Here is a 25,647-nt window from a genome sequence, read left to right on the forward strand (position 1 = left end):
CAGCTCACGAGAGTCAAAATGATGAACGCAATACTTCGATTGCTTCGCGCAAGCCGCGCCCGGTTGGGACGTGCCACCCGCCAGACGTTGCGGGTTTTATTGGCGGGCGCCGTAGCTCTCGGCCTTGCGGCCCCGGCATTCGCCGAGCCGCCGCTCGAGAAGACCGAGATCCGTTACCAGGGATCGGCCGGGCAGGTGACGTTTATCAAGCTGGCCGAGGACCTCGGCTATCTCGCGCCACTCAAGCTCAAATGGGTCGGTAACACCATCAGCGGGCCGCAGGACATCCAGACCGTCGTCACCGGCGATATCGACATCGGCGGCGCGTTCTATGGGGCGATCCTCAAGTTGACCGCGGCGAAGGCGCCGGTCAAGGCGGTGGTCGGCTACTACGGCTCCGATGCCAACACCTGTTATGGCTACTTCGTGAAGGAGGACAGCCCGATCAAGACCGCGCGTGACCTGATTGGCAAGAAGGTCGCGGTCAACACGCTCGGCGCCCATCTGGAATTCGTGCTCCGCGAATATCTGGCTAGGTCCGGCCTCAGCGCAGGTGAAGCCAGGCAGGTCACGCTGGTGGCGATCCCGCCATTCAGCGGCGAGCAAGTGTTGCGCCAGGGCCAGGTCGAGGTCAGCGCGCTGAGCGGTATCCTGCGCGACAAGGCGCTGGAACGGGGCGGCATCCGCGCGCTCTTCAACGACACCGATCTGTTCGGCCAGTTCACCGGCGGCGCCTATGTATTGCGCGAAAAGTTCATCAAGGACAATCCCAATGCCTCGCGCAAGCTGGTGGAGGGGATTTCGCTGGCCATCGAATGGGCCCAGATCACACCACCGGAAGAGGTGCGGGCCCGGTTCGACAAGATCATCGCCGAGCGCAAGCGCAACGAGGATGCCTCCTCGATCAAATACTGGAAGAGCACCGGCGTTGCGTCCAAGGGTGGCGTGATCTCGGACAGCGAGATCCAGGTGTGGATCGACTGGCTGGTGAAGGACGGCCTGTTCAAGCCGGGGCAGGTCAAGGCTTCCGACACTTACACCAATGCGCTCAACTATTTCCGTCCCGGAAAGACGGCGGAGGTCCCATGACCACTGCCAAGATTCGCTTCGAGCACGTCCGCAAGGAATTTTTCGTGCGCGGTGAGGGCGGCGGACCAGGCCAGCGCTTCACCGCGCTGGAGGACATCACGCTCGATGTTCGCTCCGGCGAATTCCTGGCCCTGGTTGGCCCAAGCGGCTGCGGGAAATCCACCTTGCTCGATCTGCTGGGCGGGCTCACGCTGCCGACCAGCGGCCGGATTCTGCTCGATGGCCGGCCGATTGCCGGACCCGGTCGCGACCGCGGCATCGTGTTCCAGCAGTATGCGCTGTTTCCTTGGCGCACAGCCGCGCAGAATGTCGAGTTCGGGCTTGATATCGCCGGGCTTAAGGCCAAGCAGCGTCTCGACATCGCGCGGCATTTCCTCGACCTGGTCGGGCTGTCCGGCTTTGCCGACCGCTACCCGCATGAGCTCTCCGGCGGCATGAAGCAGCGCGTCGCGATCGCGCGAAGCCTCGCCTATGATCCCGAGGTGCTGCTGATGGACGAGCCGTTCGCCGCGCTTGACGCCCAGACGCGCGAGACGCTGCAGGGTGAGCTGCTGCGGATCTGGCGCGCCACCGGCAAGACCATCGTCTTCATCACCCACGGTATCGACGAGGCCATCGTGCTCGGCCAACGGGTGGCGGTCATGACGTCGTGTCCCGGCCGCATCAAGCTGGTCATCGACATTCCGGACGTGCTGCGCAGCGCAGACGACGACGTACGCTCGCTGCCCGAGTTCGGCCGCGTGCGCCACGAGGTCTGGAGCCCGTTACGCGAGGAAGTGCTGAAAGCACAGCAAGGGCAATTGACCGCCGGCGCTTTCGCGCGAGCCGATCGCAAAGTGGAAGGGGTCGCCCATGTCTAGTCTCGAGATGTTGACGCTGCTGGAGCTTGCACATGGGCGCCGAGAGCCGCTCACCTGCGTGGAAAGACCGGCATCGCCGCTGGTGGACCAGATCCGCGCCGCGGCCCGCGGGCTGGCTGTCTTCGGGCACCGCTCGTTGCTGCTGATTGCCCTGCTGGCGGCGTGGGAGGCGGCTCCGAGGCTCGGGCTGATCGATACCGTGTTCCTGCCACCCTTCTCGGAGGTGATCGCGGCCGGCTGGCAGCTTGCGCAAACCGGCGAGCTCTATGATGACGTCTCCGCCAGCTTGCTGCGCGCCTTGAGCGGATTTCTGATTTCGGTCGCCTTTATCGTCCCGCTTGGCGTGGCCGTCGGTTGGAATGCGCGTCTCGGCAAGCTCGTGAACCAGTTCATCGAGATCTGCCGCAACACGGCGCCGCTTGCGCTGCTGCCGGTCTTCATCCTGTTGCTCGGAATCGGCGAGCTGTCGAAGATCACGATGGTAATCTATAGCTGCGCCTGGCCACTTCTGCTCAACACCATTGCCGCGGTGAAACAGGTCGATCCATTGCTGATCAAGTCGGCGCGGACCATGGGTGCAACCCCGCAGCAGCTGTTTCGCAAGGTGATCGTTCCGGCGGCGCTTCCGACCATCTTTGTCGGTATTCGCCTGGCCAGCGCGTCGGCCATGCTGGTGCTGGTTGCGTCCGAAATGGTCGGCGCCAAGGCCGGCCTCGGCTATCTCATCATCAACAGCCAGTACAGCTTCCTGATTCCGCAAATGTATTTCGGCATCCTCAGCATCACCGTCATCGGGCTGACGTTCAATGCCATTCTGGAGGCACTGGAGCGGCGCTTCATGCGGTGGAAAGCGCCGGTGACAGCATGAGATATGGGATCAGGCGCCGCTTGGAACTTTCCGCGTGGTGGCCCGCGTCACCATGCTGCTCGGCGGCGTCGCGGAGCAGCCAGACATTCCCGCCGATGGTCGATCCGCGGCCAATCGTGATTCAGCCGATGGTGATACGGCCAAGGATCGTTTCGCCGACGTAGATCACGACGCCGTCGTCCCGGATCGGGTGGCGGGTGTCGCTCCTGATCACATTGCCTTTGTCATCCGTCGGAAAGTCGCGCCTCGAGCGTGACCGCCTGATAGATGCAGACATTGTCCCCGATAATGGCCGATCGCGACCCCGGTGCCGTAATCGAAGAAGCCGAAGCCGGTGCGAGCGCCGGGGTGAATATCGATGCCGATCGGCCTGGCTCAATTGACACATGAATTAGGTTTGGCCGCCATGTCAGCGATCGATGACATTTGTCAATGTCATCGAACGCTGACATTTACAAATTGTCAACGAACGTCGACATATGCTAAAGTAAGCGAACGTTGACATTTGGAAATCCCATGCTCATACGCACACCGGCCGAACTCGGTGCCGTCCTTCGCGACCGGCGCAAGAAGCTCAAACTCGATCAATCGACTTTTGCCAAACGCATTGGCGTCAGCCGCCAATGGGTGATCGAAGTAGAGCACGGTCACGCGCGCGCTGAACTCGGTCTGATCCTTCGCGCCCTTGACGCCCTGGACATCCGCCTGGATGCGGGCACCGAACAAGCGCCGGCCCGCGGGGTCACCAGGCCAGCCGTCGATATCAACGCCATCGTGGCCAAGGCCAGGAAGAAAAAGGCATGACGAGCGAACTTGTTGCTCTGCTGGATGGTCGGGAAATCGGCCGCGTGCGCAATGACGCCCGCGGCCGGCTCACCTTTGTCTACGACAAGGACTGGCGCCAGGCCGAGGGAGCCTATCCGCTGTCGCTCTCCATGCCGCTCGCGGCCGAAGAGCACGGACCTTCCGCCGTGCAGGCTTTCCTCTGGGGACTCCTGCCCGACAACGAACACGTGCTCGAACGGTGGGCCCGACGATTTCAGGTGTCGGCGCGCAACGTGTTTGCCCTTATTTCCCATGTCGGCGAGGACTGCGCGGGTGCCATTCAATTCGTCACGCCCGATCGGCTAGAGTCGTTGCGAAGCGGTGCTGACGACAAGGTCGAATGGCTTGACGAAACGGCGATCGCCAAACGCCTGCAAACCTTACGCGAGGATCACGCCGCATGGCGGTTGCCGCGCGACACCGGACAATTCAGCCTTGCGGGCGCCCAACCCAAAACCGCCCTGCTTCTGCAAAAGAGCAAGTGGGGAATTCCCTCTGGGCGGATTCCGACGACCCATATCCTTAAACCGCCGACCGGCCATTTCGATGGACACGCGGAAAATGAACACATCTGCCTCATACTTGCGCGCAATCTCGGTCTGCCCGTCGCCGATACCCAGGTGATGCATTTCGGAAAAGAAATCGCCATCGTCATCGAGCGGTACGACCGGCAGTTCAGTGGGAACGAGATCGTCCGTGTCCACCAGGAAGATATCTGCCAGGCGCTCGGGATCCTGCCGACCAGAAAGTATCAAAACGATGGCGGACCAAGCCCTGCCAATGTGATCGAGCTTTTGCGCACCTACTCCACGGATCGCGTCGCCGACGTTGACACGTTTGTCGACGCGCTCGGCTTCAATTGGCTGATTGCGGGTACGGATGCTCATGCCAAGAATTATTCGCTGCTGCTGGCCGGAGGCCCTCACGTGCGGCTCGCCCCGCTCTACGACATCGCCAGCATTCTTCCCTACGATGACGTCGATCTGCAGAAGATCAAGCTCGCGATGAAAATCGGCGGTGATTACAAGCTCAGCCAGATTAGTTTGCGCGATTGGCAGAAGTTCGCGCGCGAAACGCGCCTCGATGCTGACAAGGTGATCGCCGGACTGCTTTCCATGGCCGAGCAGCTTCCGGACATTGTAGCCGCCGTGCGGAAGCAAGCGCAGAAAGACGGATTGGACAATGCCATCATCGGGCATCTCGCCAAGCACCTGATCGCAAGAGCCGGGCAATGCCGTCGACTGCTCGGTGAGGCATAGTTTCCGGCGACGGCCGCCAGCAGCATCATGCTGATCGGCAACATGGTGCCGATCATCATCGGTCGACATGTCGTTGTCGAAGCCAACGGCAGCAACAGCATCAACACCGCCGCGATCGGCATGCCGATACCGATGTCGATGTCGACTACGATCGGTGATTGCTCGCGATCCGTGGCAGCCGCGTAGTCACGTTCGGCGTGTCCTTTCAAGGCTCCGGCAGACAGCGATTTCTCCTCCGCGGACGTTCCCAATTCGGCGGGGCGCTTGTAGGTCCTCTTTTTGGCACGGCCCCTTTGCGCCCGGCAGTCCCTGGCCACGGCTGCGCAATCACGACGACTAGGCGTCTCGCCCCCTTTAAGGGCGCCGGATTAGCCAGGTCCGAAGATCAAATAGAACAGGATCGCGGCCACGACGACTGTCCAGCCGATTGACGTGGCGAGAGCCCATACTTGCGTCGGCATCGGACGAACTTTCCCGATGAAGCTAACGAAGAGACCGCTGGCGCTGGACAGCGGCCTCTTGAACCCGCCTCAAAATGTCTTCGAGATAAAAGATCTTACCCCGGTGGCCGCCATAATCAAACGCCGGACTCGCCACCCTGTGAAGTCAAAAACGATTCGAAGGCCAATGGAACAATTGTGTCGTTGCGAGAGCGACACACCTGATAAGCTAGGCCAGCACTGGTGGAGAACTCTTCCTCGGGCGGATGCCAACCATTTGGCACAGAAATGAGCGATAGTGCCCGCATTCGCCTGCGGAGGGCGACGTAAGGCCAGCTGCTAGTCGACGGTCCCAACCTGATCGGAGAGGTCTTCGACCATACTCACGAACATGTGCGATTCCTCCCCGGGGGCGCCAATCTGCAAACGCCTCCACGAGATCACCCGGCGGCCACGAACTGGATTGCAGATCGTATCGACAATAGGCTCGAGCTGCTGGCTTTGCGCAAGTAGCTGCTGGTCGCGCTTTTCGATCAGCTCGGCCGTTTCAGAGGAAAACAATTCGCGCGCGGTCTTGCCGACAACGTCGGTGCGCGACATGCCGATCTGCTGTTCGGCCGCTTTGTTGATGAACAAATAGCGCAGACTGCGCGCGTCCTTGGCGATGATACCTTCGCGCACGTTCTCGACGACCGTGGCGAGCAGCCGTTCGGTACGCTCGAGAATACGCTCTTTCTGCCGCTGTTCCGTGACGTCCTCCTGGACGGAGACCCAGCCGCCCCCATCCATTGGCCGTTCATAAATCTTGACGATCCGGCCGTCGTTGAGCCTTACCTCGTAAGCCGCCGGCTCCTTCTTTCCGATGCGAACGAGAATGGCCGAAACGTACTTTTTGATGTCGCCGCTGAACAGCCCGTGTTCCAGGATCTCCTCTAGCGAGGACCCTGATTCGATGGTCTCGGGCAATTATACATCCGGCGATAGTTGCTGTTCATTGCAATCACACGTGCCTTGCCGTCGAGCATGATGAGGCCCTGCGGCATGCTGTTGATAGCGGCGGAGAGCTGCCGCTTTTTGCTCTGGTACTTGTCGTTGAACGCGTCGCGCTCGGCCATTGCGGCGTCGCGCTGTTTGCAGAGGTCAAATTCAAGCTGTTCGAGCTCAAAGACTTGAGCGACAGCATCGCGGAAGTTCTGCGCGGCGCGTGCCAGGCGGCCAATTTCGTCCTGGCGTCGCAGATGTGGCACCTCGCTTTCGATGTCCCCGGTTCTGATGCGATCGGTCGCCTGGGCAATGTCTGAGAGCCGCGCCAGCACCGAATCCCGGATCACGAGAACGTTAAGCGCGGCAAGCACCAGCGCCGCCAACCCCAGCATGAAAAGGTACCCTGCCGCATAGCAATTCTGTTCGGCGAGCCCATCTGCTTCGCGAGTGCGTTCGTTGTAGCCGCGCTGCAACGCTTCCAGATCCGCATTCAGCCTGCTGCGAACCGTGCTGCTGGCTTCGGTGTCCCCAAACTCGCGGGCAGCTGCGGGGCTAATCTCGACGGCCCGGCGCACCAACTCCTGGCGGAAATCGATGAATTGGGCAATCCGCCGTTTGAGGGATGCGAACCGTTCGAAGTCTTCCGAACGGACCGTGGGCTCCCAGCCCTTCATCACCTCCGCAAGCTCGTGGCTGCGCTTGAGGATTCCGTCCGCGAACTCGTTCACCTTGGCTCGTTCGGTGGACATGTAGATGCCGCGCGAGTCCATCACGATCGCATAGATGGATGCGTTGACCAGTCCGGAATTGATCGCCGCAGCAGCGGAGGAGGCTTGCATATTACGATAGGAATTCTGCAGTCGCACGGTCTGGACAGACATGACCAGAAGAAAGGCCGTAACAATTCCCAAAAACCCGGCGATCGCATAGACTTTCTCGGCGACTGTCAGGTCGTCGACCCCGCGCGCAAAGCGGATATATTTTTTCAAAAGCCGCGCGACGGGCCCGGCTCCAAGGCCTGCTATCGCAGCATTCACGACACATCCCAGCCTAAACCTGCGCAACATAAAACTATCCGATCGCCCAACCTTAAGGTTGTGCCGGTTTACGGGGGCAATGTGCGTTGAGGATCGGCCGGCGTCGGAGAGCACGTCTTCGGGGGAGACTGGGCCGTAAGCATCCCCGCATAGGCCGCGGGCTCCTTGGATTATTCTGGCGGCGAACGCTTAGGCGGCTCCGGGCTTTCCTATACATCCGGACGTGTTCGATCAGGTTGTCGATTCCGACGTAGTGAACCTGCATGCCATGTTCTCCGGCGCCATAGCCCCAGATTGCGCCATGTTCAATCTCAATTTCATTGGCGACTTCTCGCAGCCAGTCTTCATCTTGCTCAAGTTCCTCGGCAACACGCTTGATGCCGGCAACGTGGCGAACCGCTGACGTGCATGGTTACACAGCTCAAGCGGCGATCGCTGATGCCAGCCTCCAATCCCGGGGAAGCAGTCCGTCCAGGCGATGAACTGGATGAGCAGAGAGGGGCCACACGAGCGACGGCTCACCTCATGTGAAGACGAAGACAAGCAGGCTCGAGCAGAGTAGCGCAATTCCGACTGCGGTCAGCCCTAGGAAACTGCTGGAGACAAGATCATGACTGCCCATGAACGACCTCTGCGGCGAGGAATAGAGATCGGCAATCGCCGCTTCGTTCCCTTTCCAGCCAATCTCGAGATTATTATTCAAATGAGGCGCACAATTCCTGCTGGTCCCGCGATGGCGCGCACGTTTCCAGCAAAATCGATGGACAGTTCGCCGCGTTCCGGCGGCATCCTCGTTAAATGCTATGGCGTCTGCAAACGGATCGCGCTCCCTCGAGGTGCAGCCAGGTTCGGGATAGGTCGAGCTCGGCAGGATGTCGATCCAGGCCTTCAATGTCTTCCAGAGCTTCACGCTCGCGACCGTCAGCAGGCGACTTATGTTTGAGAGAATGCTTCAGCTGCTCCAGAAAGGTTTCGCCGTTGGCCACGAGAACGACGTCTCGTCCAGCGTTTCAAGCCATACTAACGCGTCGTCGTCAGTTTCGCGCCAAAGCAAGATTAACGCGTACTGTCCCTGATAGGAAAGTCCAAAGCGGCGTCGCCCGCGCTGTGCTCTTTCTTCGTGGTCAAGCCCGCCTCTCCTAGCTGATGAAGGTGGATTCTTACAGCAGTCTCTATCCGCCGTGCAGCATTTGCAATCGGACTACATCATGTATCGGCGTAGGAGTTGCACGACAGGCGGTCGGGCGCATCCTCGCCACCGGCTAGCGTAGCAAAAATGCGCTCCCAGATGCCGCGCAGTGGGCACGAGAGACGGTCTCGGGCGGTATCGCGATCCCGATCCGGATCTGTGCGCAAATCCTTACGAACCTGGTGCTGTCGGGCCCGAAATTTCACGCCGCTATCGAGGCCCTCGCGCCAAAACGACGCAAGAGCTGCTCCACCTCAGCGGCCGGCCTGGCGCCGCTGAATAAGAATCCCTGCACCTCGTTGCAGCCCTCTGCGCGAAGCCGATCCAGCTGCTCGGTCGTCTCCACCCCTTCCGCAGTTGTGGTGATGTTGAGGCTACGCCCGAGGCCCGAGATCGCGCGCACGATAGCGACGCAGTCGGAACGTTTCGCGAGATCCTTCACAAAGGAGCGATCGATCTTGATCTTGTCGAACGGAAAGCTGCGCAAGTAGCTCAGGCTGGAATATCCTGTTCCAAAATCATCCAACGAGATGGAAACTCCCAGCTCGCGCAGCTTGTGCAGGATCGCGAGATTGGCTTCGGTCTCCGCCAGGAACACCGACTCGGTGATTTCGAGCTCGAGCCGCTTGGGCGACAAACCCGAATTGGCGAGCGCTGAAATCACCACCTGGACCAGATTACGGCTACGAAATTGTGCCGGCGACAGGTTGACCGCGACCTTGATTTCGGACGGCCACTTCGCCGCCTCGTTGCAGGCTTCACGCAATACCCACTCGCCCAGCGAGACGATCAGTCCGATATCTTCCGCCACCGGAATGAACTCCGCCGGCGAGATCATGCCCTTCTCCGGATGGTGCCAGCGCAGGAGCGCCTCAAAACCTGAGATCTTGTCAAGCGCGACGTCGACCAGCGGCTGGTAGTGCAGCTCAAATTCTCCATTGGCATAAGCGCGGCGCAAGTCGAGCTCCAGCTCGCGGCGCCGCTGCACCTGGTGATCCATCTCGCGCTCGAAGAAACGCTGCGTGCCGCGGCCATCCTGTTTGGCACGATAGAGCGCCATGTCGGCGTTGCGCATCAGTTCCTCGCTAGTCGTGCCGTCGCCAGGCGAAAGTGCAATTCCGATCGAGGCGCCAATCACCACCTGATTGCCGTCGATCTCATAAGGCTCACTCAACATACTGATCAGCCCGGCGGCGAAATCGCTCGCCTGCTTCGGCGAGGTATCGTCAGCCAGGATGATTCCAAATTCATCGCCACCGAGGCGTGCCGCCAGATTGTTGCTGGCTACACGCGACCGCAGCCGGTCGGCGACCTGCTTGAGCAGGCAATCGCCCATGGGATGGCCGAAGGAGTCGTTGACGTTCTTGAAGAGGTCAAGGTCGATGCACAACACCGCGACGCGTTTGCCGGCTGCATTGCCACTTTCGAGCGCCTCGCCTAGCCGCTCCTGGTGGAGCGCGCGGTTGGGGAGGTTGGTCAATCCATCGTGGAGCGCCATATGTGCGATGCGAGCCTCGGCCTTACGCCGTTCGGTGATGTCGACCACCGCGACCAGGTAGCCTTCGCGCCCTTCGAGCACGATGCGTCGCCCGAAGGTGAGCACACAAATCTCGGTGCCGTCGGCTTTCACGTGACGCCAGTGATGTTCGGACTGGTAGGTATCGCCGACGTCCCGCAGCGCCTGCGTATAGCTGAGCCACTCCTCCTTTGGCCAGATCTCGCGAACTTTCATCCGCAGGAAGGTCTCGCAAGCGTAACCTTAGTGCTGCACCGCCGCGTCGTTGACCCTCATAAAGGCCATCGTCTCGCAGTCCAACGCCCACATCGGCATTGGATTGGAGTCGAACAGCATTCTGAACGAAGCGTCTCGGCGCTTGAAGGACGTGACGTCGGAAATGACCAGGGAAAGGATCCCGCCGAAGGCGGTAATTGCCAACCGAAGGCTGCGATCATCGCTGTCGATCTCGAACTGGTTACCCTGGTCGTCCTCAACCGCAGCCCGCAACCGCCCTACGACCGCTTGCGAACAGAGCAGATGGCTTCCGTTGCTCAGACGCTGCCACAGCAGGCTTCGCTCTGCCACGTTGAGGAGTCTCACTGCTGCGTGATTGTGGTGCACGACCTGAAAATCAACCGGCTGGCCCGTCGCATCGCGAATGGTCGAGAGCGAGATTACGCCGTCATCGGTCGTAGAAAAGATCGCATCGGGCAGATTGTATTCGGTGCCGCGCTCTTTGACGTAGGCGCCGACCAGCGTGCCGCCCCAACGCGCGAAGGTCGGCAGCGCGAGCACGTCATACGTTCGCACCATGCCGTTGCGCACGCAGTGAGCGGCGGTGAGATAAGGACGGTTGTTTGCAATCGCGTTCGCGGCTGCCTCACTGAGGACGGTCGCGCAATCCGGGCGCAGCGCGTCCATCGGAATGTCCCAGCGCTCATCGCCCAGCCATTCCTGCGCATAGCGACCCGTCCGCGAAACGGCGAATGCGTCGTTCTCACACTTGAGCAGCACCATGTGATCGGCGAGTCGCCCGAGGCTGCCCAGCAGCACATCTTCGTAGCGGGGAAGAGTTTGACCGGGCTTGAGTGCAGCCTGCCACTTGCGACGCAGGACCGGCACGCCCTCGAACATTCCCGTATCTAGTTTCACGGATTGCTTCCTGGCAGCACCCATCACACATCCCCGAGATCCAAGCTTCCTGTCCGCGCGGCATCAAATCCTGCTCTGCTTAATTCGCTGTAAACGATTGACTTGGGCTGCAGCGAGCAGCCGATTGCGACAATCTTAAATCAGCTAGCAGCGCGCGCATGACGGATGCTCGAAGGAGTTGTGCACAGCCGGGAATTTCGCGCGACTAACGGCCTGCTCCAGGGCCACCTCGTGATCGCTTCCATGCAACGGGATGCAGGAAATCCTCGACACAGCGGGAGAATTCGACGCAAATAGGCTGGCGAGGCAGTATGACGATGAGAAACTTCGAATGGACGTTTTGAACGTCGCGTAATTTACTGGCAGAGGTTTCATCCGTTACACGTCGCTGTACGGGCTGATGTTTGTCCGATTCGTACCAACTATGATCTGCCAGACGGACCGAGATGACGAGGAATCTGCGCGGCCAGCTGTTGCGCGAGGTCTGTCGAGAATGGAGACTTCTTCCGCCGGTTTGGCTGCGACATCGACCTCCATCACGTTATCTATGTGAACTTCGTCGGCACACGCGCAAGGGGTGGGTATCAGCGGACCCGCAATGGTGATGACGACCGAGGATCTGGGCAAGTGAGATGTGCCGCAACCAAGCATATGTTGGAGAGTCGTGGCGACGCGCAGCGTGAGGAGTCGGAGCATGAGAAAGAGTGATGTGACGTGTTCCGAGTGCGGTGCTGGCTTCCTCCGTCTTGAGCTTGCCTCCGAGCGTGGCACGGAGGGCAGGTACTATTGCCCTGCTTGCGGCAATCTGGTCGAGGCTTTCGGAGCGGCTCATCTCGTTGTTTACCGGTTCGATACAGCCATCAATTAAAGTGCTCCGCTATCAGTAAGACCATCTCGGTTGGCAGCCTTTGTTTTCAATATCCGGACATAGGCGCCTGACTCGTGCAGCTCGAGCCATCCGCGTTCGATGGCGTGATGGAGGCCGGTCTTATTCGGCGGCGTTGTCCTTGAGCTTGAAAAGCATCGGATAGTTGACCAGCTCAATATGCGATCGGGCATCGTTGGCTCGCGATTCATCTCCGCCGCACTGAGGCACATTCCCAAGCGGAGATGGCCAGCATCGTCGCGGCGCCACTCTCGCGTTCGATCCTTTGGATGAGCTCGTCGGGCTTGAGCTTCATGATCTTTGTCGCGCCTTTCTGGCGGTAGTCCTTCCAGGTAAAGGTGACGTGATCCTCGTCGAGGGGTATGAGCCGGCTGTTGGCGATTGCAACGCGATGGGATAGCGGCCGAGATAGGCCAGCACCTGCGCGGGGCCGCCGAACGGCCGTTTGGCGTAGACGACCCAGCTGATGCGCCGCATGGCGACGAGCTGAGCTGCGAAGGCGGCAGGCTTGGCCAGGGATGCGAGATCGAAGAAGTTCAGGGTGCCGGCGGTCAGAGATTCGAGGAATACGCGAATAGACTTTGGCGTCCGCCTCATGCAGATGCAGTTGGGCTTGGTAGCCGTCGGCCTTGATCTCGTAGACCCATCCCTCGCCGCGCGGCGGATTCTCGCGGAGCGTGGGGTCGCAGGGCTCGATGTAACCAGGAATAGCAGTTTTGCGGGCGCCGTGGACGCGCGATACTCCGAAACGAGACTGACGCAATGCGACGGCACACATGCGGATTCAACGCCAAGCTGCTGAATCGTTCCCTGCCGAAGCGGAGCGAACGCGAGGGGCGCCGTTTGGCTCGCGATGTAGCCTAACGTCTTGGTGCCTACCTAGTTCGATCAGGCGGCGTCGTGGCACCGGCCAATAGAGAAGCCGCCGGGTGGTGCCGCGGCGGCTTGCAAAAGTCTCTGACTGTTGAGTGCCTCCCCAGCCCAGGCGTACCGCCGTTACCTTCTTTGCGCCCATGCGACGTCCGCCTCTGCCGAATGCAGTCCGATTCGCCTAACGGCTGGCTGAGTTTTGCACTGAAGCGCTACAGTGCCGCTAGAGGGCGCAGGGGAGGGCTCGGCAGCACCGCTCGCGCGAAATCACCGTGGCGACACGGCCGCCGGTTCTCACTATGCCCAGAACCCCGCTCTGAACGCCGGGCCTGCTTTCTCGGGTAAGATCACGCGTCGTTTCAGGCCTGACCGGAGGCGGTCGATGAGCACGCAGGGCGTTCGGAGCGCGGTCAGTTCCGCGACGGCGGTCGATCCAAGCCACATCCGGCTCCCGAGGGGCATCCGCTCAAGGTCCAGGCCTGCCGTGGCGATGTTCTCACCCAACTCTCCCGCACCGACCTCGTAGCCGCATCTGCGCTGCGTGTCGAAAAGCTCGCCTGTATCAGGTGGACCTGACGCAGATTGGGCAGGCGAGGCTGCCTTCGGGCGAGTTACCTGTGCCGAACGAAGGGACCTGCGTGCGCCTCGCCTTCGACGCCGTGGCCTTCTCTCATCACGATCGCGCTGCGGTATCTTACTGAAATGGTGTCCCTGATCTGCGAACACTGCCACCACCATCCCTTTCAGAACGAGATCAGGCATCGTCGAGTCAGGCCCCCGCGAACCCGTCTTGAAACACGGTCCAGATCGGGGCCTAGCGCCTTGGCGCGGGTCGCGTCGCGCTGGATTGTCCCTTCGGGTATTCCTGTCTTAGCGGCGGTATCGGAAGTAAACTACGCCACGTTGGCATCTTTTTTCCCGCGGCGCCCGGTCGCACCGTGCTTCGTCTCCGGATGCACGGCTTCATATGCCGCCTTCCACTTCGCGATCAGCTCGGTGCGCTGCGCTGGGGTCAGGTCGCGGCGGATTAGGTATTCCTCGATGCCGGTCAGGGCGCCTAATGGGAAACACAGCAAATTTCTCCGAACTAGGAACACCAGCCGGCGCCGCGAGGTTCTTCCACGCTAGGGCTAGAACTTACGGAGTTCTCTTCCATGGCTATCCAGATCCTGATTGACCACACAGGCGACAGCAGACATTATTTTGACCAAACCGAGCCCGAGGGGCTGGCCAAGGCTGAGCGGCGCTTTAAGAAGTTGATCGGCCAGGGATTTACGGCTGCCACGCGGACGGCAGCCGGCGATCTCAAGGCCGTACGGACATTTGATCCGACTGCGGACGAGACGCTGTTTTACCCGCGCCTTGTCGGCGGCTAGCCACCCTCGTGGGCACAGCAATGTTTTTGTTCAGACGCAACGGCGTTGGCAGCAGTGCGCGTTTGCGCTCCCTGCGTTCGCTGTATCGGAGCTTCATCGAGCAAAATGGGCCGGAAGCGCGTGCGCGGCGTCTTTTGCGCGATTGGCTATCACCGGATCAGCGTGCGCAGTTTGATGACGAGGGTTATTTCGAAGTCACGGGCTCTCACACCGGCCGACGATATCGAATTCATCAGGGCACCATGGGCAATGTTTTGGAGCTTGATGAAGAAAGACAGCCCAAGACCGGGTGGTGTTTCATTCCCGAACGGCCGCTGGCAGTTGGCGACGTGATGCTTGCCCAGAAGATCGCGCTCGAAACCGACGAAGCCGCAGTGCTCGCGCTTGCCCACCGGTTTTCTCCGAGACTGCCCTCCCTGCCCCGAGTAGTGCGGCGTGCTTACTAGGCCGCTCACGGGCGGGGCCGCCGCTTGTGACGGCGGCGGCCCCTTGCCGCGAAGGCGGCGGTTACGCGAGACAGAGCCACCTCCGCGACGCCGGGTAGCATCAACCCAGTGCTCGCCTTACGCAATCGGATCTACTTGTTAGCCTTACTCGATGGCGTCTGGTCGCCTTGTGTGATGATCTTCTCGACATCTGCCATCGTTTCAGTGAATGCGTCCCACAGCCGCTTCGCCTGAGCGGCGCTCTCTGCTTCGGTGAGATATGCAGTCTTGATCAGCAACCAGTTCAACAGATACGTGACGCGGGCGTTGTCAGAGTGCCGGGTTCGCAGAGCGATAGTCTTTCGACGCATCTCGACGAGGTCGAGCGTTTCGTGTTTTGACGGCCTCTTCAAAATCACAATCGCGCGCGTGGCCGGGCAAACGAAGCCGCCACGCCGAATATGATGGCGCAACGGCTTCGCCTGGGCGGACCCGGACGGGGGCAATGTCCGGTGCACGAAGCTAACCCTCCGATGCGCCGCTGCAATCAAATCTTCAAGTTAAGCTTGATCTCCTCGCAGGAAGTTAATTCGGGAACCGAGAAGCGGTACCGGAATGTACTTGCCGGTGAATGCCCAAGATGGAACGTCAGGGCCTGCGTCGGAATTCCTGACTGAGCAACAGCTGCAAAACTTCGAGATGCATCGTGAGCTGTGACTGCGCGAGCCGCGCCAAATGCTTCGGGCTCTTGACCGCTACCGGTCCGTTCACGACCCGTGAGATAGCGCGGGTCGACATTCTCTTGGAGACAACGCCCGTCGGGTCTGTGCCGCAGGGCGACGACGGCGGACCGTCCTACTGTTCAGGATTGCCGATGTCGAACGCGCCTAGGCGGTAATCGTCCCCGACCGACTGCTCAGTCGTCGGCCGCGGGATCAAAGTGAACGTCGCATCGGGGTTGCGCGTCCACACCTCAATGTCCTCTGAAGTGACGTTTAGATATCCGAAAAAGCACTTATATCGACCCGGCTCCGTCACCCGGCCGATTTTGTCCCAATTGATCTTGTTTACGCGCATCGCTAGCTCCACTCGTTCTCAGGCAGCGAACCGGGCGGAGGTTTAAGTGCTTCGAGGCCGGCTTCGATCACCGCCAATTCCTCTTGGATTGCTCTTACTGCGTTTTCTGGGTTGATGCCCGACACGGCTTCCAACTGGGCGAGCACCTTGCGCCGATGCGCCAGCAAGTCGACTAGAGCACGTCGGTCCCGCACCTTCACGCAGCCAGCGACGATCAATTCCATGGCCTTTGACACGTTCGTCGTTTCCCACCGGTTTGCGGGTTATCGGGGGCGGCTAAGTTCTGTCAGACCGGCTTCGGTCATACGATATTCGACACCTTCGCCCGTTGAGCGTCGCTCCATCCATCCGTTTCGTAAAAGAGCGAGCGTTGTTCCGGGGTGATCGGGAAGCTTCGAAGAAGACACCCAATCGCGGTCACGAAGAGGATCGAGCAATTGCCGGTGATACTGATTAAAAATCGGCCTGCGCTTTTCCTGCCGACCGATGTCTTGACGTATCGTTTCAAGCGGGCGTTCGGCTTCCATGGCCGTTTGTTGCCATCGCATCGTTTACGATAAGTTACGGAGCCGGCAATGTTTTCTAAATGGTTCATGGATATTATTCTGCCGCATGGATCACGAGGACGCATCTGCTTGGTTCGTTCCGGCTCTCAGGCGAAGCTACGCTCGTCTAGCAGCGTGGATGACGCGCGGTAATCGCGCGCCTGAACCCAGCCGCTTGCCGGCGGCGCCGCGCTCAGAGCGGCCAGCTCGCTTTCCCGACCCGCCGCGGCGGTCAGCGCCGCCGCGCATTTAGGTAATGCAGGCATCGCGAATGACGAACGATCGCACATCGACACGTCCGTGGTTGCCGGACGAAGAGGCGGAATTGCTCTCGCTCTTTGGCGCAGGTGCCACAGCGGAGGAGGTCGGCGAACGGCTAGGCCGCACCCGCCAAGCGGTTTACGCTCGCTTGCAGCGCTTTCAAAAACAGCGGGGGCGAGCGAGTAGGACGAGTGGGAAATTCTTTGCTCAGTTACTAGAGTGATCGGGCGACGGCGATCGATCCCTGAGATCGCAAGATCACATCCGCAGCGGAATTAAGGTAGCAATCCGATCGCATCGTCCGTTCGCCCGTGCTGAAGTAGCGCTCAACCGATACATCGAAGGTTCAATTGCATCCGCTTCAAAAGGCGCCAAGCTGTAAGCGATCGCATTGAGGTCGACCGATGACCAGCCCGACTGATGACGAATTGCGCGCCGCTGTCACCGCCGCCATTGAGCAGTGGAAGACTTCGCGCCAGCTTCCCCACCTGTCGCCGAACGATTGTGAGACGTTGAACAAGTTGATCATCACCGGACTTCAAACTGTGTTGTTCCAGCGTGCGAAGGCCTTCGACAAGCGCTAAACCGGACATCTTGATCAAACCCGGCGGAATTCGATGACGCGACTTTAATCGAAGCATGCGCCCGAAAGCCCGCGTTCATCCACGCCCTTGCTTGGGTGTGCCCGGCCTTCATGGAGCTTTCCTCGCTCCACCACGCCGTGAATTTGTGTACCGCTGCCGGAAGCTTTCTCCAAAGTATCTCTTCGATTTCGGAGAAGGTCAGCCGAACGATTTTCCGCGCTCGCCGCAACAACCGCTGATGCAATGGTTCGTAGATCGATTTTCGGAAGCTCATGGTCTCACCGCAGGCTAGGCAAACATGGATGGTCCTAGAGCAAGCGCGTGCCGAGCTTCCGCACGGTGGCGATCATGAGAGCCGGAAGTACATCGCCGAGCAATTGATCCAACCGGCTGAGGCAGGACAAAGTACCTTAACAGACAATCGGGCTGAGCGAGGCGCCGCCGGGGCTGGCTGCTGGCGGGCCCCACCCAAGGCGCTCCCGTCCTTGAAGGATCGCTTCATCGCTCGCCTACCACCACCTTGTCTCTTGCTCTTTTATATTCGAGCAACTGCGACACCGCATCGTAGGAATGATACCTTGCGTAGACGCTCTTTGCATTCCTCTCGCGAAGATCGGCCAGAGCATCAGCCCAATAAGCGACCATGGCGCGCCGAACTCCGTCGAGGGCGAGGATGCGTTCGGCCTTTGCAAAATCCTCGTCGAAACTCACACTTACTGCACGTTCAGCAGACCGCTTGAACATCCCCAGCACGTTGGCCGAGCCACATGATCGTTTGGGGATACTCCAAAATGAGACGGTCATCCCTCGCGCAAAGGGATGCGGAACTCCTCGCCGGGGCATTCGGGAAAGGGGCCCGCCGTGATGAAGTATGCTGGCGTCGCTATCACTGCCCCGTTCGCGAGTGCCCTCTTGAGTGGGAAGAGCGAGCCCCATGGCGGTCGACGGGGCGGCCGGACGCAGGGTGATCGAGCAGAAAGACGGCGCATCACAAGGGTCAAACGCTGCCAATCGCCGTGGTTGCAATGCTAAAAGTTCCTCGCCGACTGACTGGGGGCAGCATGGTTAAGGCATTTCGCAATATGGTCATGGCACTTACTTTTGTAGGAGTTGCCGGCTGCAACATGTTTTGGAATTTCATGAACGACTATATGGCCTGCGGCCTTGCGCTGGCGGCTTCAGTTACAGCAGGCTTTTGCGTTGAGCGCATCTTCATCGAGCGGTCCCGTCGGGAGATGATCCGCCTCCACGGCGCGGACTGGCATTCGGCGGAGAACCGACAGCTCGACTCATGAGCGTCACCCGTCGCACGCTCGTCAATTTCATCATCCGATTGTTCGCATTCGACCGAGGGGCCTAGCCCGATGATCAAACTGGTCCATCCATTCCGGTTCGCTCGCATCGAGCGCCTGCGAGAGCTGCTTGAACGAGACTACGAAATGGCAGTTGATCCGAATGCGGGCGTGAGGACCGCGAAGCTGGTGAGACCGGATCCGACAATGCTCGATGCAGGTTTGGTACTCGGTCGTGATCCAGGAGGCTGCGAGCTGGGTCCTTCGTTGCGAGCCATGCGAGCGCTACGGCACCGCAACCGGTCAATACGCCCGAGTAGCATCACGATCTGGAAGGGCGATGACCATAAGCCGACCCCGAGGTAGGGAATGCCGAAAGCGAACTCCCCAGCTCCATTGGTTCTTGCCGCTTTACAACGTTGCCATAGGGATCTCGTCGTCGTCGGTCACCATCGACGAGGTAATCAAGAGGGGCGATCCGAACCAAGTCAAGCGCGAGACTCGAGGCAACAGCTGACCCAGAAGCAGTGCAGGAGCTGGCAACCTGATGATTGAAGGCGGTCCTATGAGGTGTCCCTCACCGGACGGCAGGTCGTCACTGGAAACCAGCACTTCTGCTCTGCGACGTGGTCTCGAGGACCATTTCGAGCTCGCCATTGCCGAGCTGACGCGGCGGCAACTCATGGCGGCAGTGGACAACACAGCCAAGACCGGCAAGTCGCGGAGCATCAAAGGACCCGCGCAAGCACGTTCATACCTTCCTCGAGTGGTAACAAGCGGGGCGTTGCGGGACAGCTGGCCCGAAGAGGGGCGGCCGATGCCGACCGGCTCAGACGCAGGGGAAGGCTTCCTCCTTCTGCCGACGCAGGTCTGGTCCCTTCAGCTTTCGCGTGGGCGGCCATAGAAGTTCACCGAAAAATAGTCGATCAGTTCTGCAGCCTGGGTGCCTTGCCTGAAACGCCGCTGTTCCTCGAAGTCGACGGAAGGGACCATATGGATGAACTGGTGATCAGCGTATAGTGTCATCACCGCTTCGGGATCGAGCCCCCCGGACCGCAAGCCGGCTATGTTGTTTGCCGCTTCAATCGCGGCACCAATCATGACGTCAGCCAGTTGAACTGCTGGACTCGTCTTGGAATCAACTTGTGCGACTTCGGCGAGCTTGAGTGGGAATTTGAGCGACGTAATCTCGGTTTGACGAAACTCGATCTCCTGGTCGTGATCGATGAAGCGCTGTAACAGGTCATGGTAGGTGAGCAGATTCTTCGACTGGTCGTGCTCGACGCGATAGGGCCCCTCTGCCATCACTTCCATTCGGCTGATGAGCGATTGTAACACGACCAACGCGGCGTCGGTGTTCACGCCCGGCGTCGCGATTGCCGAGAGACATTCGGGTGCGGCGTATTGGGCAAGCGGCCCAATACCCTCGGGGAAATCGCGCCAGTGCGTCGCGCGGGCTGCGGCCACAAGCGCCTCCAAAGGCCCCGGCGTCTTTTCTTTAACGGCGTGTTGGAATGCCGCGAGCATGTTGTCATAGGCCGGCTGTCCGAGAAAGGTAGGGCCGGTCAGCGTGAGCAATGACGCCATCGCGTAATTCTGCCCATTGTCGTAAAAGTCGATGCCCCGCTCGTAGTAGAAGGGCTCGACGGCGTAGTCCACGAACTTCAGCATCAACAGGAAGCGCTTGTCGCAAATATACGTCACGCACCTGTAGTGGGTAAGAAGGTCGCGTTGCAGCGAAAGCAGCCGCTCGTGGTTGGCGGGCCGACGTGACAGCGAGCGATATTTGAGCTCCGGCGCCTGGATCCGGGGAAAGTGTTCCCTGATGAGACGAGCGGCGTCCTCGTCGCTGATGCCAATCGCTGAGGCGCCCTGGAAACGCTGGTCGGCGTTCAGAAGGTCGAAGCCCGTATATCCGCTTTCGTCAATGCGAAAGCATTCCATGTCTACGTTTCCTGGCAAGACACGACTATCGTGATGCTGAAGAAGGGTTGTCATCGGCTTCCAAGCTATACTTTCTGCTGTTCGAAATCGATGAGGCGGATCCCGTCAGGGTGTCAATCGGCGTTCGACTGGGACCCCCTATCGGCCTCCAAAAGGGACCCCTTTGAGCGGCGTGCTCTGCTGGTAGCGCTCGGGTCGTCGGAGCTGGTCGGGGTTGCGGAGACGGCGCGAGCGCGGGTTGTTTGAACATCGTCGCGGCTTTTGAATCGCCAGCTGTCGTTTCCGGTCTCGACGATGTCGCAGTGATGGGTCAATCGGTCGAGTAGCGCGGTGGTCATTTTAGCATCGCCGAACACGCTCGGCCATTCGCCGAACGCAAGATTGGTGGTGACAATGATGGAGGTGCGCTCGTAGAGCCGGCTGATGAGATGGAACAGGAGCTGACCGCCCGATTGCGCGAATGGCAGATAGCCCAGCTCGTCGAGAACGATGAAGTCCATGCGGGTCAGATGCTCGGCGAGCCGTCCCTGCCGACCGTTGCGGGTCTCGGTCTCGAGCCGGTTGACGAGGTCGACGACGTTGTAGAAGCGGCCGCGGGCACCGGATCGGATGCAGCTTCTGGCGATGGCAATGGCCAGGTGGGTTTTGCCTGTGCCGGTCGAGACAGCGTCACAATGCCGGGTGTCTGGCGTTCGAGGTTTTGATCCTCTATCCGTTCCATCCTCGGGCCGGGCAGATGGTGCAGGTCGAGCACCGCAAGCGCTTCGCCGGCGAGGACCATTTGGTCGTGGTGCAGCCCGACGGGACACTCGCCCTAATCCCGGCCTGGATGAGCGAGGATATTGCTCGCTCTGCAACGCTCACAGCAAGCCCGCGGTTGGCTGTCGAAAGGCTCGTCGAGCTGCGGGCGCGAATCGATGTGCTTATCGCCTCTCGAGGCGGGGCGTGGCCCCTGCGTGAAGGAGGGGATCATGCAACCAAGACGCTACTTGCAACGAAGCCTGTTCGAGGAGGATCGCCGGACGCCGGCGATTCCGGCGTCGCAGAGAAGCACTCTCGTCCGCCTGATCGAGAGGCTGCTGGTCGAGGCCCTCGCCGACGGCGCCAATATCGAGACGGGCACACCAACCGCAGAGACGAGGGAGGCCGCTCATGAGCAAGGTCACGCCTGAGCACCTCGCCCGTCAGGCCGTCGTCTACATCCGTCAGTCGACGCCTGATCAGGTCGCCCACAACCTGGAAAGTAAGCGCCGTCAGTACAATTTGCCGGAGCGCGCGCGACAGCTGGGCTGGAGCGATGTTGCCGTCATTGATGACGATCTCGGCCGCTCCGGCGGTGGCGTCGCGAGGCCCGGCTTCGAGAAGCTGCTGGCCGCCATCTGTGAGGTGCGCGTCGGAGTCGTGGTCTCGATCGAAGCGTCGCGGCTCGCACGCAACGGTCGCGACTGGCACACCCTGCTCGAGTTCTGCGGTCTCGTCGGCACACTGATCGCCGACGAGGACGGCGTCTACGATCCGCGACAGCCCAACGATCGCCTACTGCTCGGCATGAAGGGTACCATGAGCGAGATGGAGTTGTCGGTACTGCGCCAGCGTTCGCTCGAAGCGCTGAAGCAGAAGGCGCGCCGGGGCGAGCTGTTCATGACGGTCGCCGTCGGCTACGTGCGGGTCGGCCACAACCGTATCGAGAAGGACCCGGATCGGCGCGTCGGCGAGGCGATTGCGCTCGTCTTTGCCAAGTTCACCGAGATGCAGTCGGTGCGTCAGGTGCACCTCTGGTTCAGACACGAGCGCGTTCCGCTGCCGGCCGTCACCTATGGCGCCGAAGGCCACCTGGTTGATTGGAAGCTGCCGGTCTACAACACGATCCTACACATTCTGACCAACCCAATCTATGCGGGCGCGTATGCATTCGGGCGCACTGGCAGCCGCATCAGCATCGAGGCCGGCCGCAAGAAGGTGGTTCGCGGCTTCAAGAGGGAGCGCAAGGATTGGGAGGTGTTGATTCCGAACCATCATGAGGGTTATCTGAGCTGGGCGGACCATGAGAGGAACCTCGGCCTGATTGCGGATAACGCCAACGGCAAGAACCCGATGAGCCGCGGTGCCCTGCGCCGAGGTGAGGCTCTGCTCGCCGGCCTGCTGCGCTGTGGCCATTGTGGTCGCAAACTTCACGTCGCCTACTCCGGCAAGGACGGCAACACCGGTCGCTACCATTGTCGGGGCGGCGCCAACAATCATGGCGGTGACCCTTGCATCTCGTTCGGCGGCATGCGGATCGATCGTGACGTGGCCGCCGAGGTGGTCGAGCGCCTGCAGCCGCTCGGTATCGAGGCGGCACTCGCCGCGCAGGCTGCGCGCAGCCGTGCGAACGAAGACAAACGCGGCCAAGTCGAACTGGCGCTGGAGCAGGCTCGCTATGAGGTCGGGCGGGCGCGCCGCCAATACGATGCCGTCGATCCCGCCAATCGTCTCGTTGCCGCCGAGCTGGAAAAGCGATGGAATGACCGGCTGGCGGTCGCGCGCAATCTGGAGACCGAGCTGGACGCACTGACGGCTTCGCCCGCTGTTGATCTCACACCCGCCGACCGGGAGCGGCTGATGACGCTAGGCGCCGACCTGGAGCGTGCTTGGTCGAGTGCCAGCGTGGCCCCCGAGACGCGCAAGCGGATCGTGCGAACGCTGATCGACGAGATCGTCGTCCGCGTCGAGGACACCACGCTCGATCTGGTGATCCGCTGGCACGGCGGTGACCACTCCGCTCTCAAGGTCAAGAAGAATCGCTCCGGCCAGCACCGCTGGAGCGCAGCGGGAGAGACAGTCGATCTCGTGCGCGTGCTGGCGCGGCAGATGCCGGACAAAGCGATCGCGTCGGTGCTAAACCGCTCCGGTAAGACCACGGGGCGCGGCAATGGCTGGACCAAGTCGCGAGTGTGCAGCTTGCGCAGCCACAACGACGTCGCAGCCTATCGTGAAGGCGAGCGCCACGACCGCGGCGAGGTCACTCTGGACGAGGCGGCCGCGGCCCTCTCCGTCAGTCCATCAACCGTGCGACGTCTGATCAAGGACGACCAACTCGCGGCGGGCCAGCTTTGCAAAGGGGCACCTTGGATCATCAAAGCAGCCGATCTTGAGCGTGCTGACGTCAAACGAGCCGCCACCGCGCGGTGCCTCAGACGTCCGCCGTCCGGCACTCCGCTACAAAAAGAACTGGAACTCTAACGAGATAGAAAGGTGAGCATTATGAAGCGGGCTCGGTGCCGCCAACCAGCACGACGTTGCGTTGTTGGACGATGCAGCCGCCGCCAGCAAGATCATTGACGAGGGTCTGATTGATCGGCGTGCCGTCGAACTGGAAGTCGGCGATGTCCTTGGCAAGCGGTAGCTTGGCAATGGTGAGCTGGTATTTGATCGACCTGGCTTGCTTCTCGTTGATCTCGGCGTTGAGCAGGTCGCCGACAATGCGCTGAGGTTCGTGCTGGCGCTTGACGGCAGTTGCCATGATCTCGTCGAAGGCAGCCTTCATGCCGTAGAGCTTGAGTTCGCCCATGAGGTCGAAGATTTGGGTTCGTTCCATCAGATGGTCCTCCGGAGGTTGTCGTAGCGGGCACAATCGGCGATCGGTGCATGACGGAGCGTCAGTGCGGCCGGCGTCATGATGTTGGCCGGTGGGGCGGGTTCACGTTGACGGGCCAGGATATTGAGAACGACATCGGCGGAATGGACGCTGTGACTGAGCGCTTCGGCACAGGCCGCTTCCACCGCGGACAGACCGTCAGTCAGCACCGCGTTGAGGATGTCGACCATCTGCCGATTGCCATCGTCGGTGCTGGCAAGCTTGCGTCGGATCCGCTCGATCGCGGCCGGCAGCACCCAGTCTTTGAAGGGAGCACCGTTGCGCAAGGCGCCGGGTTTGCGGGCGAGCACCGGCACATAATGCCAGGGGTCGTAGACGGTATCGCCGCGGCCAAAGGATCGCGGGTGCTCGGCAACGATACGTCCATCCTGACGGATCACGATGCGATCGGCATAGGCTTGAACCTCGACCGGCCGTCCGACTGAGCTGGCTGCGACCGAGTACTTGTTGTTGTCGAAGCGCACCAGGCAGGTCTTCGAGACCGATGCCGTCACCGCATGGAAGCCGTCGAAGCGGCCGGCATAGGGAACGAGTTTGGGGCGTTCGGCTTCGAACACGTCCCAGATCGTCTGATCGGCCAGTTCCGGATGGCGATGAGCCTTGGCGTAGGCGATGCATTTGTCGAGCAGCCAGGCGTTTAACTCGTCGAGGTTCTTGAACCGCAGCCGCGGCGTGAAGAAGCGTTCCCGGACCAGCCCGACCTGGTTCTCGACCTGCCCCTTCTCCCAGCCCGACGCTGGCGTACAGGCGACCGGATCGACCAGATAGTGGCTGCACATCTGCAGGAAGCGACGATTGTAGAGACGGCCTTTACCGACGAAGATCGTCTCTACGGCGGTCTTCATGTTGTCGTAGATGCCGCGGGTGCAGGTGCCTTTGAACAGGGCGAACGCCCGGTCGTGGGCGTCGAACACCATCTCCTGCGTCTCCCGCGGATAGGCCCGCACGAACAGCATACGGCTGTGACAGAGCCGGACATGGGCAGCCTTCACCATCACCGTGGTGCCGCTCAGCAGGACGACCTCGTGGCTCCAGTCGAACTGGTAGGCTTCGCCTGGTGCAAAGCTCAGCGGCACATACGCCGACGCTGTCGAGGTGCTGCGTTCCTTGCTCCACCGTCGTGCGTATCGACGAACCGCATCATAGCCGCCGGCATAACCGAGGCCGCGAAGCTCTTCGAATAGCCGGATCAGCGTCAGCCGTTCCCGCGCCGCCTTGCTCTCATTCCCTGCCAGCAACCGGTCAAGCTCGGCACTCCAGGGACCCATCTTCGGGAGCGGCTGCGTCTCGCGCTCATACCGGAACTCCGTCGCTTGAGAACGAATGACCTTGCGAACCACCTTCCGCGATACGCCAAGTTCTCGGCAGATCGCCTTGATCGGACGACCATCAACAAAGTAGGCGCGACGGATCTTACCAATCGTCTCCACCACCAGCATCCCAACCTCGGCTTCCATGACTCGATGGAAGCCACTGTGGACCCTTATCCCGGGGTCCCGATTGGATGCCGATCACCCCGAAAACGGGGTCCTTATTCCATGCCGAAACA

25 protein-coding genes and 6 pseudogenes are annotated in these 25,647 nt (G+C 60.6%); 15 read left to right on the forward strand and 16 right to left on the reverse strand.

Going from position 1 to position 25,647, the window contains the following annotated elements:
- The first annotated feature begins 18 nt into the window (after nt 1–18).
- The 7 genes from BRA471DRAFT_RS08470 to BRA471DRAFT_RS38160 all read left to right on the forward strand — a co-directional run bounded on the left by BRA471DRAFT_RS08470 (nt 19) and on the right by BRA471DRAFT_RS38160 (nt 5,087).
- Nucleotides 19–1,089, forward strand: coding sequence for an ABC transporter substrate-binding protein (locus BRA471DRAFT_RS08470; RefSeq protein ID WP_007606231.1), 1,071 nt, complete (start codon nt 19–21; stop codon nt 1,087–1,089).
- Nucleotides 1,086–1,949: an ABC transporter ATP-binding protein gene (locus BRA471DRAFT_RS08475; RefSeq protein ID WP_007606232.1), complete on the forward strand. Its 864-nt coding sequence runs from the start codon at nt 1,086–1,088 to the stop codon at nt 1,947–1,949. The genes BRA471DRAFT_RS08470 and BRA471DRAFT_RS08475 overlap by 4 nt, the downstream gene beginning before the upstream one ends.
- The gene (locus BRA471DRAFT_RS08480) at nt 1,942–2,817 is read left to right on the forward strand and encodes an ABC transporter permease (RefSeq protein WP_007606233.1); all 876 of its coding nucleotides are present in this window, start codon (nt 1,942–1,944) and stop codon (nt 2,815–2,817) included. The genes BRA471DRAFT_RS08475 and BRA471DRAFT_RS08480 overlap by 8 nt, the downstream gene beginning before the upstream one ends.
- Nucleotides 2,818–2,851: 34 nt before the next feature.
- Nucleotides 2,852–3,073 (forward strand): hypothetical protein, encoded by a 222-nt coding sequence (locus tag BRA471DRAFT_RS40270; RefSeq protein WP_157234028.1) that lies wholly within the window; start codon nt 2,852–2,854, stop codon nt 3,071–3,073.
- Between the two features lie 260 nt (nt 3,074–3,333).
- Nucleotides 3,334–3,621 (forward strand): helix-turn-helix domain-containing protein, encoded by a 288-nt coding sequence (locus BRA471DRAFT_RS08490; protein ID WP_007606240.1) that lies wholly within the window; start codon nt 3,334–3,336, stop codon nt 3,619–3,621.
- Nucleotides 3,618–4,901 (forward strand): type II toxin-antitoxin system HipA family toxin, encoded by a 1,284-nt coding sequence (locus BRA471DRAFT_RS08495; RefSeq protein WP_007606242.1) that lies wholly within the window; start codon nt 3,618–3,620, stop codon nt 4,899–4,901. The genes BRA471DRAFT_RS08490 and BRA471DRAFT_RS08495 overlap by 4 nt, the downstream gene beginning before the upstream one ends.
- Before the next feature lie 27 nt (nt 4,902–4,928).
- Nucleotides 4,929–5,087 carry a hypothetical protein gene (locus BRA471DRAFT_RS38160; RefSeq protein ID WP_007606243.1) on the forward strand — a complete coding sequence of 53 codons (159 nt, stop codon included), beginning with the start codon at nt 4,929–4,931 and terminating at the stop codon, nt 5,085–5,087.
- Between the two features lie 593 nt (nt 5,088–5,680).
- Here the strand turns inward: BRA471DRAFT_RS38160 and BRA471DRAFT_RS39590 are convergent.
- Together BRA471DRAFT_RS39590 and BRA471DRAFT_RS39595 are read right to left on the reverse strand one after the other, a co-directional pair.
- Nucleotides 5,681–6,307, reverse strand: coding sequence for a PAS-domain containing protein (locus BRA471DRAFT_RS39590; RefSeq protein ID WP_231171060.1), 627 nt, complete (start codon nt 6,305–6,307; stop codon nt 5,681–5,683).
- A complete protein-coding gene (locus tag BRA471DRAFT_RS39595; RefSeq protein ID WP_231171061.1) occupies nt 6,274–7,362 on the reverse strand; it encodes a HAMP domain-containing protein in 1,089 nt (362 codons plus the stop codon). Before BRA471DRAFT_RS39595 ends, BRA471DRAFT_RS39590 begins: the two co-directional genes overlap by 34 nt.
- A 253-nt stretch (nt 7,363–7,615) precedes the next feature.
- Here BRA471DRAFT_RS39595 and BRA471DRAFT_RS38165 point away from each other — a divergent pair, with 253 nt between their 5' ends.
- Nucleotides 7,616–7,765, forward strand: a complete 150-nt coding sequence (locus tag BRA471DRAFT_RS38165; RefSeq protein ID WP_157234029.1) for a hypothetical protein — start codon at nt 7,616–7,618, stop codon at nt 7,763–7,765.
- Nucleotides 7,766–7,885: 120 nt separating this feature from the next.
- On the opposite strand, the gene BRA471DRAFT_RS38170 is transcribed toward BRA471DRAFT_RS38165, so the two are convergent.
- The 5 genes and pseudogenes from BRA471DRAFT_RS38170 to BRA471DRAFT_RS08535 form a co-directional block, all read right to left on the reverse strand.
- The gene (locus BRA471DRAFT_RS38170; protein WP_157234030.1) at nt 7,886–8,272 is read right to left on the reverse strand and encodes a hypothetical protein; all 387 of its coding nucleotides are present in this window, start codon (nt 8,270–8,272) and stop codon (nt 7,886–7,888) included.
- A 481-nt stretch (nt 8,273–8,753) separates the two neighbouring features.
- A pseudogene (locus BRA471DRAFT_RS08520) lies at nt 8,754–11,225 on the reverse strand (putative bifunctional diguanylate cyclase/phosphodiesterase).
- Nucleotides 11,226–12,349: 1,124 nt separating this feature from the next.
- Nucleotides 12,350–12,660, reverse strand: a pseudogene (locus tag BRA471DRAFT_RS40275) (transposase); the annotation flags it as partial.
- A 594-nt stretch (nt 12,661–13,254) separates the two neighbouring features.
- Nucleotides 13,255–13,719, reverse strand: a complete 465-nt coding sequence (locus BRA471DRAFT_RS40280; RefSeq protein WP_341850301.1) for an MOSC domain-containing protein — start codon at nt 13,717–13,719, stop codon at nt 13,255–13,257.
- Nucleotides 13,720–13,850: 131 nt separating this feature from the next.
- Complete coding sequence (locus BRA471DRAFT_RS08535; protein ID WP_035973723.1) at nt 13,851–14,033, reverse strand: hypothetical protein; 183 nt, start codon at nt 14,031–14,033, stop codon at nt 13,851–13,853.
- Between the two features lie 78 nt (nt 14,034–14,111).
- Between BRA471DRAFT_RS08535 and BRA471DRAFT_RS08540 the strand changes: the two genes are divergently transcribed.
- Together BRA471DRAFT_RS08540 and BRA471DRAFT_RS36610 are read left to right on the forward strand one after the other, a co-directional pair.
- Complete coding sequence (locus BRA471DRAFT_RS08540) at nt 14,112–14,333, forward strand: hypothetical protein (RefSeq protein WP_007606245.1); 222 nt, start codon at nt 14,112–14,114, stop codon at nt 14,331–14,333.
- 20 nt (nt 14,334–14,353) lie between these two features.
- Nucleotides 14,354–14,779: a hypothetical protein gene (locus tag BRA471DRAFT_RS36610; RefSeq protein WP_007606246.1), complete on the forward strand. Its 426-nt coding sequence runs from the start codon at nt 14,354–14,356 to the stop codon at nt 14,777–14,779.
- 131 nt (nt 14,780–14,910) lie between these two features.
- On the opposite strand, the gene BRA471DRAFT_RS08550 is transcribed toward BRA471DRAFT_RS36610, so the two are convergent.
- The 4 genes from BRA471DRAFT_RS08550 to BRA471DRAFT_RS38185 all read right to left on the reverse strand — a co-directional run bounded on the left by BRA471DRAFT_RS08550 (nt 14,911) and on the right by BRA471DRAFT_RS38185 (nt 16,362).
- A complete protein-coding gene (locus BRA471DRAFT_RS08550) occupies nt 14,911–15,231 on the reverse strand; it encodes a hypothetical protein (RefSeq protein ID WP_157234031.1) in 321 nt (106 codons plus the stop codon).
- Between the two features lie 382 nt (nt 15,232–15,613).
- A complete protein-coding gene (locus BRA471DRAFT_RS08555) occupies nt 15,614–15,835 on the reverse strand; it encodes a hypothetical protein (RefSeq protein ID WP_007606248.1) in 222 nt (73 codons plus the stop codon).
- 2 nt (nt 15,836–15,837) lie between these two features.
- Entirely contained in the window at nt 15,838–16,059 is a 222-nt protein-coding gene (locus BRA471DRAFT_RS08560) for a hypothetical protein (RefSeq protein ID WP_007606250.1), read from the reverse strand.
- Between the two features lie 39 nt (nt 16,060–16,098).
- Complete coding sequence (locus BRA471DRAFT_RS38185) at nt 16,099–16,362, reverse strand: hypothetical protein (protein ID WP_157234032.1); 264 nt, start codon at nt 16,360–16,362, stop codon at nt 16,099–16,101.
- A gap of 683 nt (nt 16,363–17,045) precedes the next feature.
- Here BRA471DRAFT_RS38185 and BRA471DRAFT_RS08570 point away from each other — a divergent pair.
- Entirely contained in the window at nt 17,046–17,225 is a 180-nt protein-coding gene (locus BRA471DRAFT_RS08570) for a hypothetical protein (RefSeq protein WP_027516023.1), read from the forward strand.
- 498 nt (nt 17,226–17,723) lie between these two features.
- Here BRA471DRAFT_RS08570 and BRA471DRAFT_RS08575 read toward each other — a convergent pair whose 3' ends face one another.
- Complete coding sequence (locus BRA471DRAFT_RS08575; protein WP_007606252.1) at nt 17,724–18,029, reverse strand: hypothetical protein; 306 nt, start codon at nt 18,027–18,029, stop codon at nt 17,724–17,726.
- 257 nt (nt 18,030–18,286) lie between these two features.
- Here BRA471DRAFT_RS08575 and BRA471DRAFT_RS08580 point away from each other — a divergent pair, with 257 nt between their 5' ends.
- On the forward strand, nt 18,287–18,520 hold the full coding sequence (locus tag BRA471DRAFT_RS08580; protein WP_007606253.1) for a hypothetical protein: 234 nt from the start codon (nt 18,287–18,289) through the stop codon (nt 18,518–18,520).
- An 876-nt stretch (nt 18,521–19,396) separates the two neighbouring features.
- Here the strand turns inward: BRA471DRAFT_RS08580 and BRA471DRAFT_RS08585 are convergent.
- Nucleotides 19,397–20,461, reverse strand: a complete 1,065-nt coding sequence (locus BRA471DRAFT_RS08585; RefSeq protein ID WP_007606254.1) for a DUF3800 domain-containing protein — start codon at nt 20,459–20,461, stop codon at nt 19,397–19,399.
- Nucleotides 20,462–20,574: 113 nt separating this feature from the next.
- Nucleotides 20,575–21,120, reverse strand: a pseudogene (locus BRA471DRAFT_RS08590) (ATP-binding protein); the annotation flags it as partial.
- 41 nt (nt 21,121–21,161) lie between these two features.
- Here BRA471DRAFT_RS08590 and BRA471DRAFT_RS40285 point away from each other — a divergent pair.
- The 3 genes and pseudogenes from BRA471DRAFT_RS40285 to BRA471DRAFT_RS08600 form a co-directional block, all read left to right on the forward strand.
- Nucleotides 21,162–21,368 (forward strand): annotated as a pseudogene (locus tag BRA471DRAFT_RS40285) (DUF5372 family protein); the annotation flags it as partial.
- 64 nt (nt 21,369–21,432) lie between these two features.
- Nucleotides 21,433–21,633: a hypothetical protein gene (locus BRA471DRAFT_RS08595; RefSeq protein WP_157234033.1), complete on the forward strand. Its 201-nt coding sequence runs from the start codon at nt 21,433–21,435 to the stop codon at nt 21,631–21,633.
- A complete protein-coding gene (locus BRA471DRAFT_RS08600) occupies nt 21,614–23,683 on the forward strand; it encodes a recombinase family protein (RefSeq protein ID WP_007606256.1) in 2,070 nt (689 codons plus the stop codon). The genes BRA471DRAFT_RS08595 and BRA471DRAFT_RS08600 overlap by 20 nt, the downstream gene beginning before the upstream one ends.
- A gap of 34 nt (nt 23,684–23,717) precedes the next feature.
- On the opposite strand, the pseudogene BRA471DRAFT_RS08605 reads toward BRA471DRAFT_RS08600, so the two are convergent.
- Together BRA471DRAFT_RS08605 and istA are read right to left on the reverse strand one after the other, a co-directional pair.
- Nucleotides 23,718–24,038, reverse strand: a pseudogene (locus tag BRA471DRAFT_RS08605) (ATP-binding protein); the annotation flags it as partial.
- Nucleotides 24,039–24,046: 8 nt separating this feature from the next.
- Nucleotides 24,047–25,537: pseudogene (gene istA / locus BRA471DRAFT_RS08610) on the reverse strand (IS21 family transposase); the annotation flags it as partial.
- Nucleotides 25,538–25,647 lie beyond the last annotated feature (110 nt).

Source organism: Bradyrhizobium sp. WSM471 (assembly GCF_000244915.1).
GTDB lineage: Bacteria > Pseudomonadota > Alphaproteobacteria > Rhizobiales > Xanthobacteraceae > Bradyrhizobium.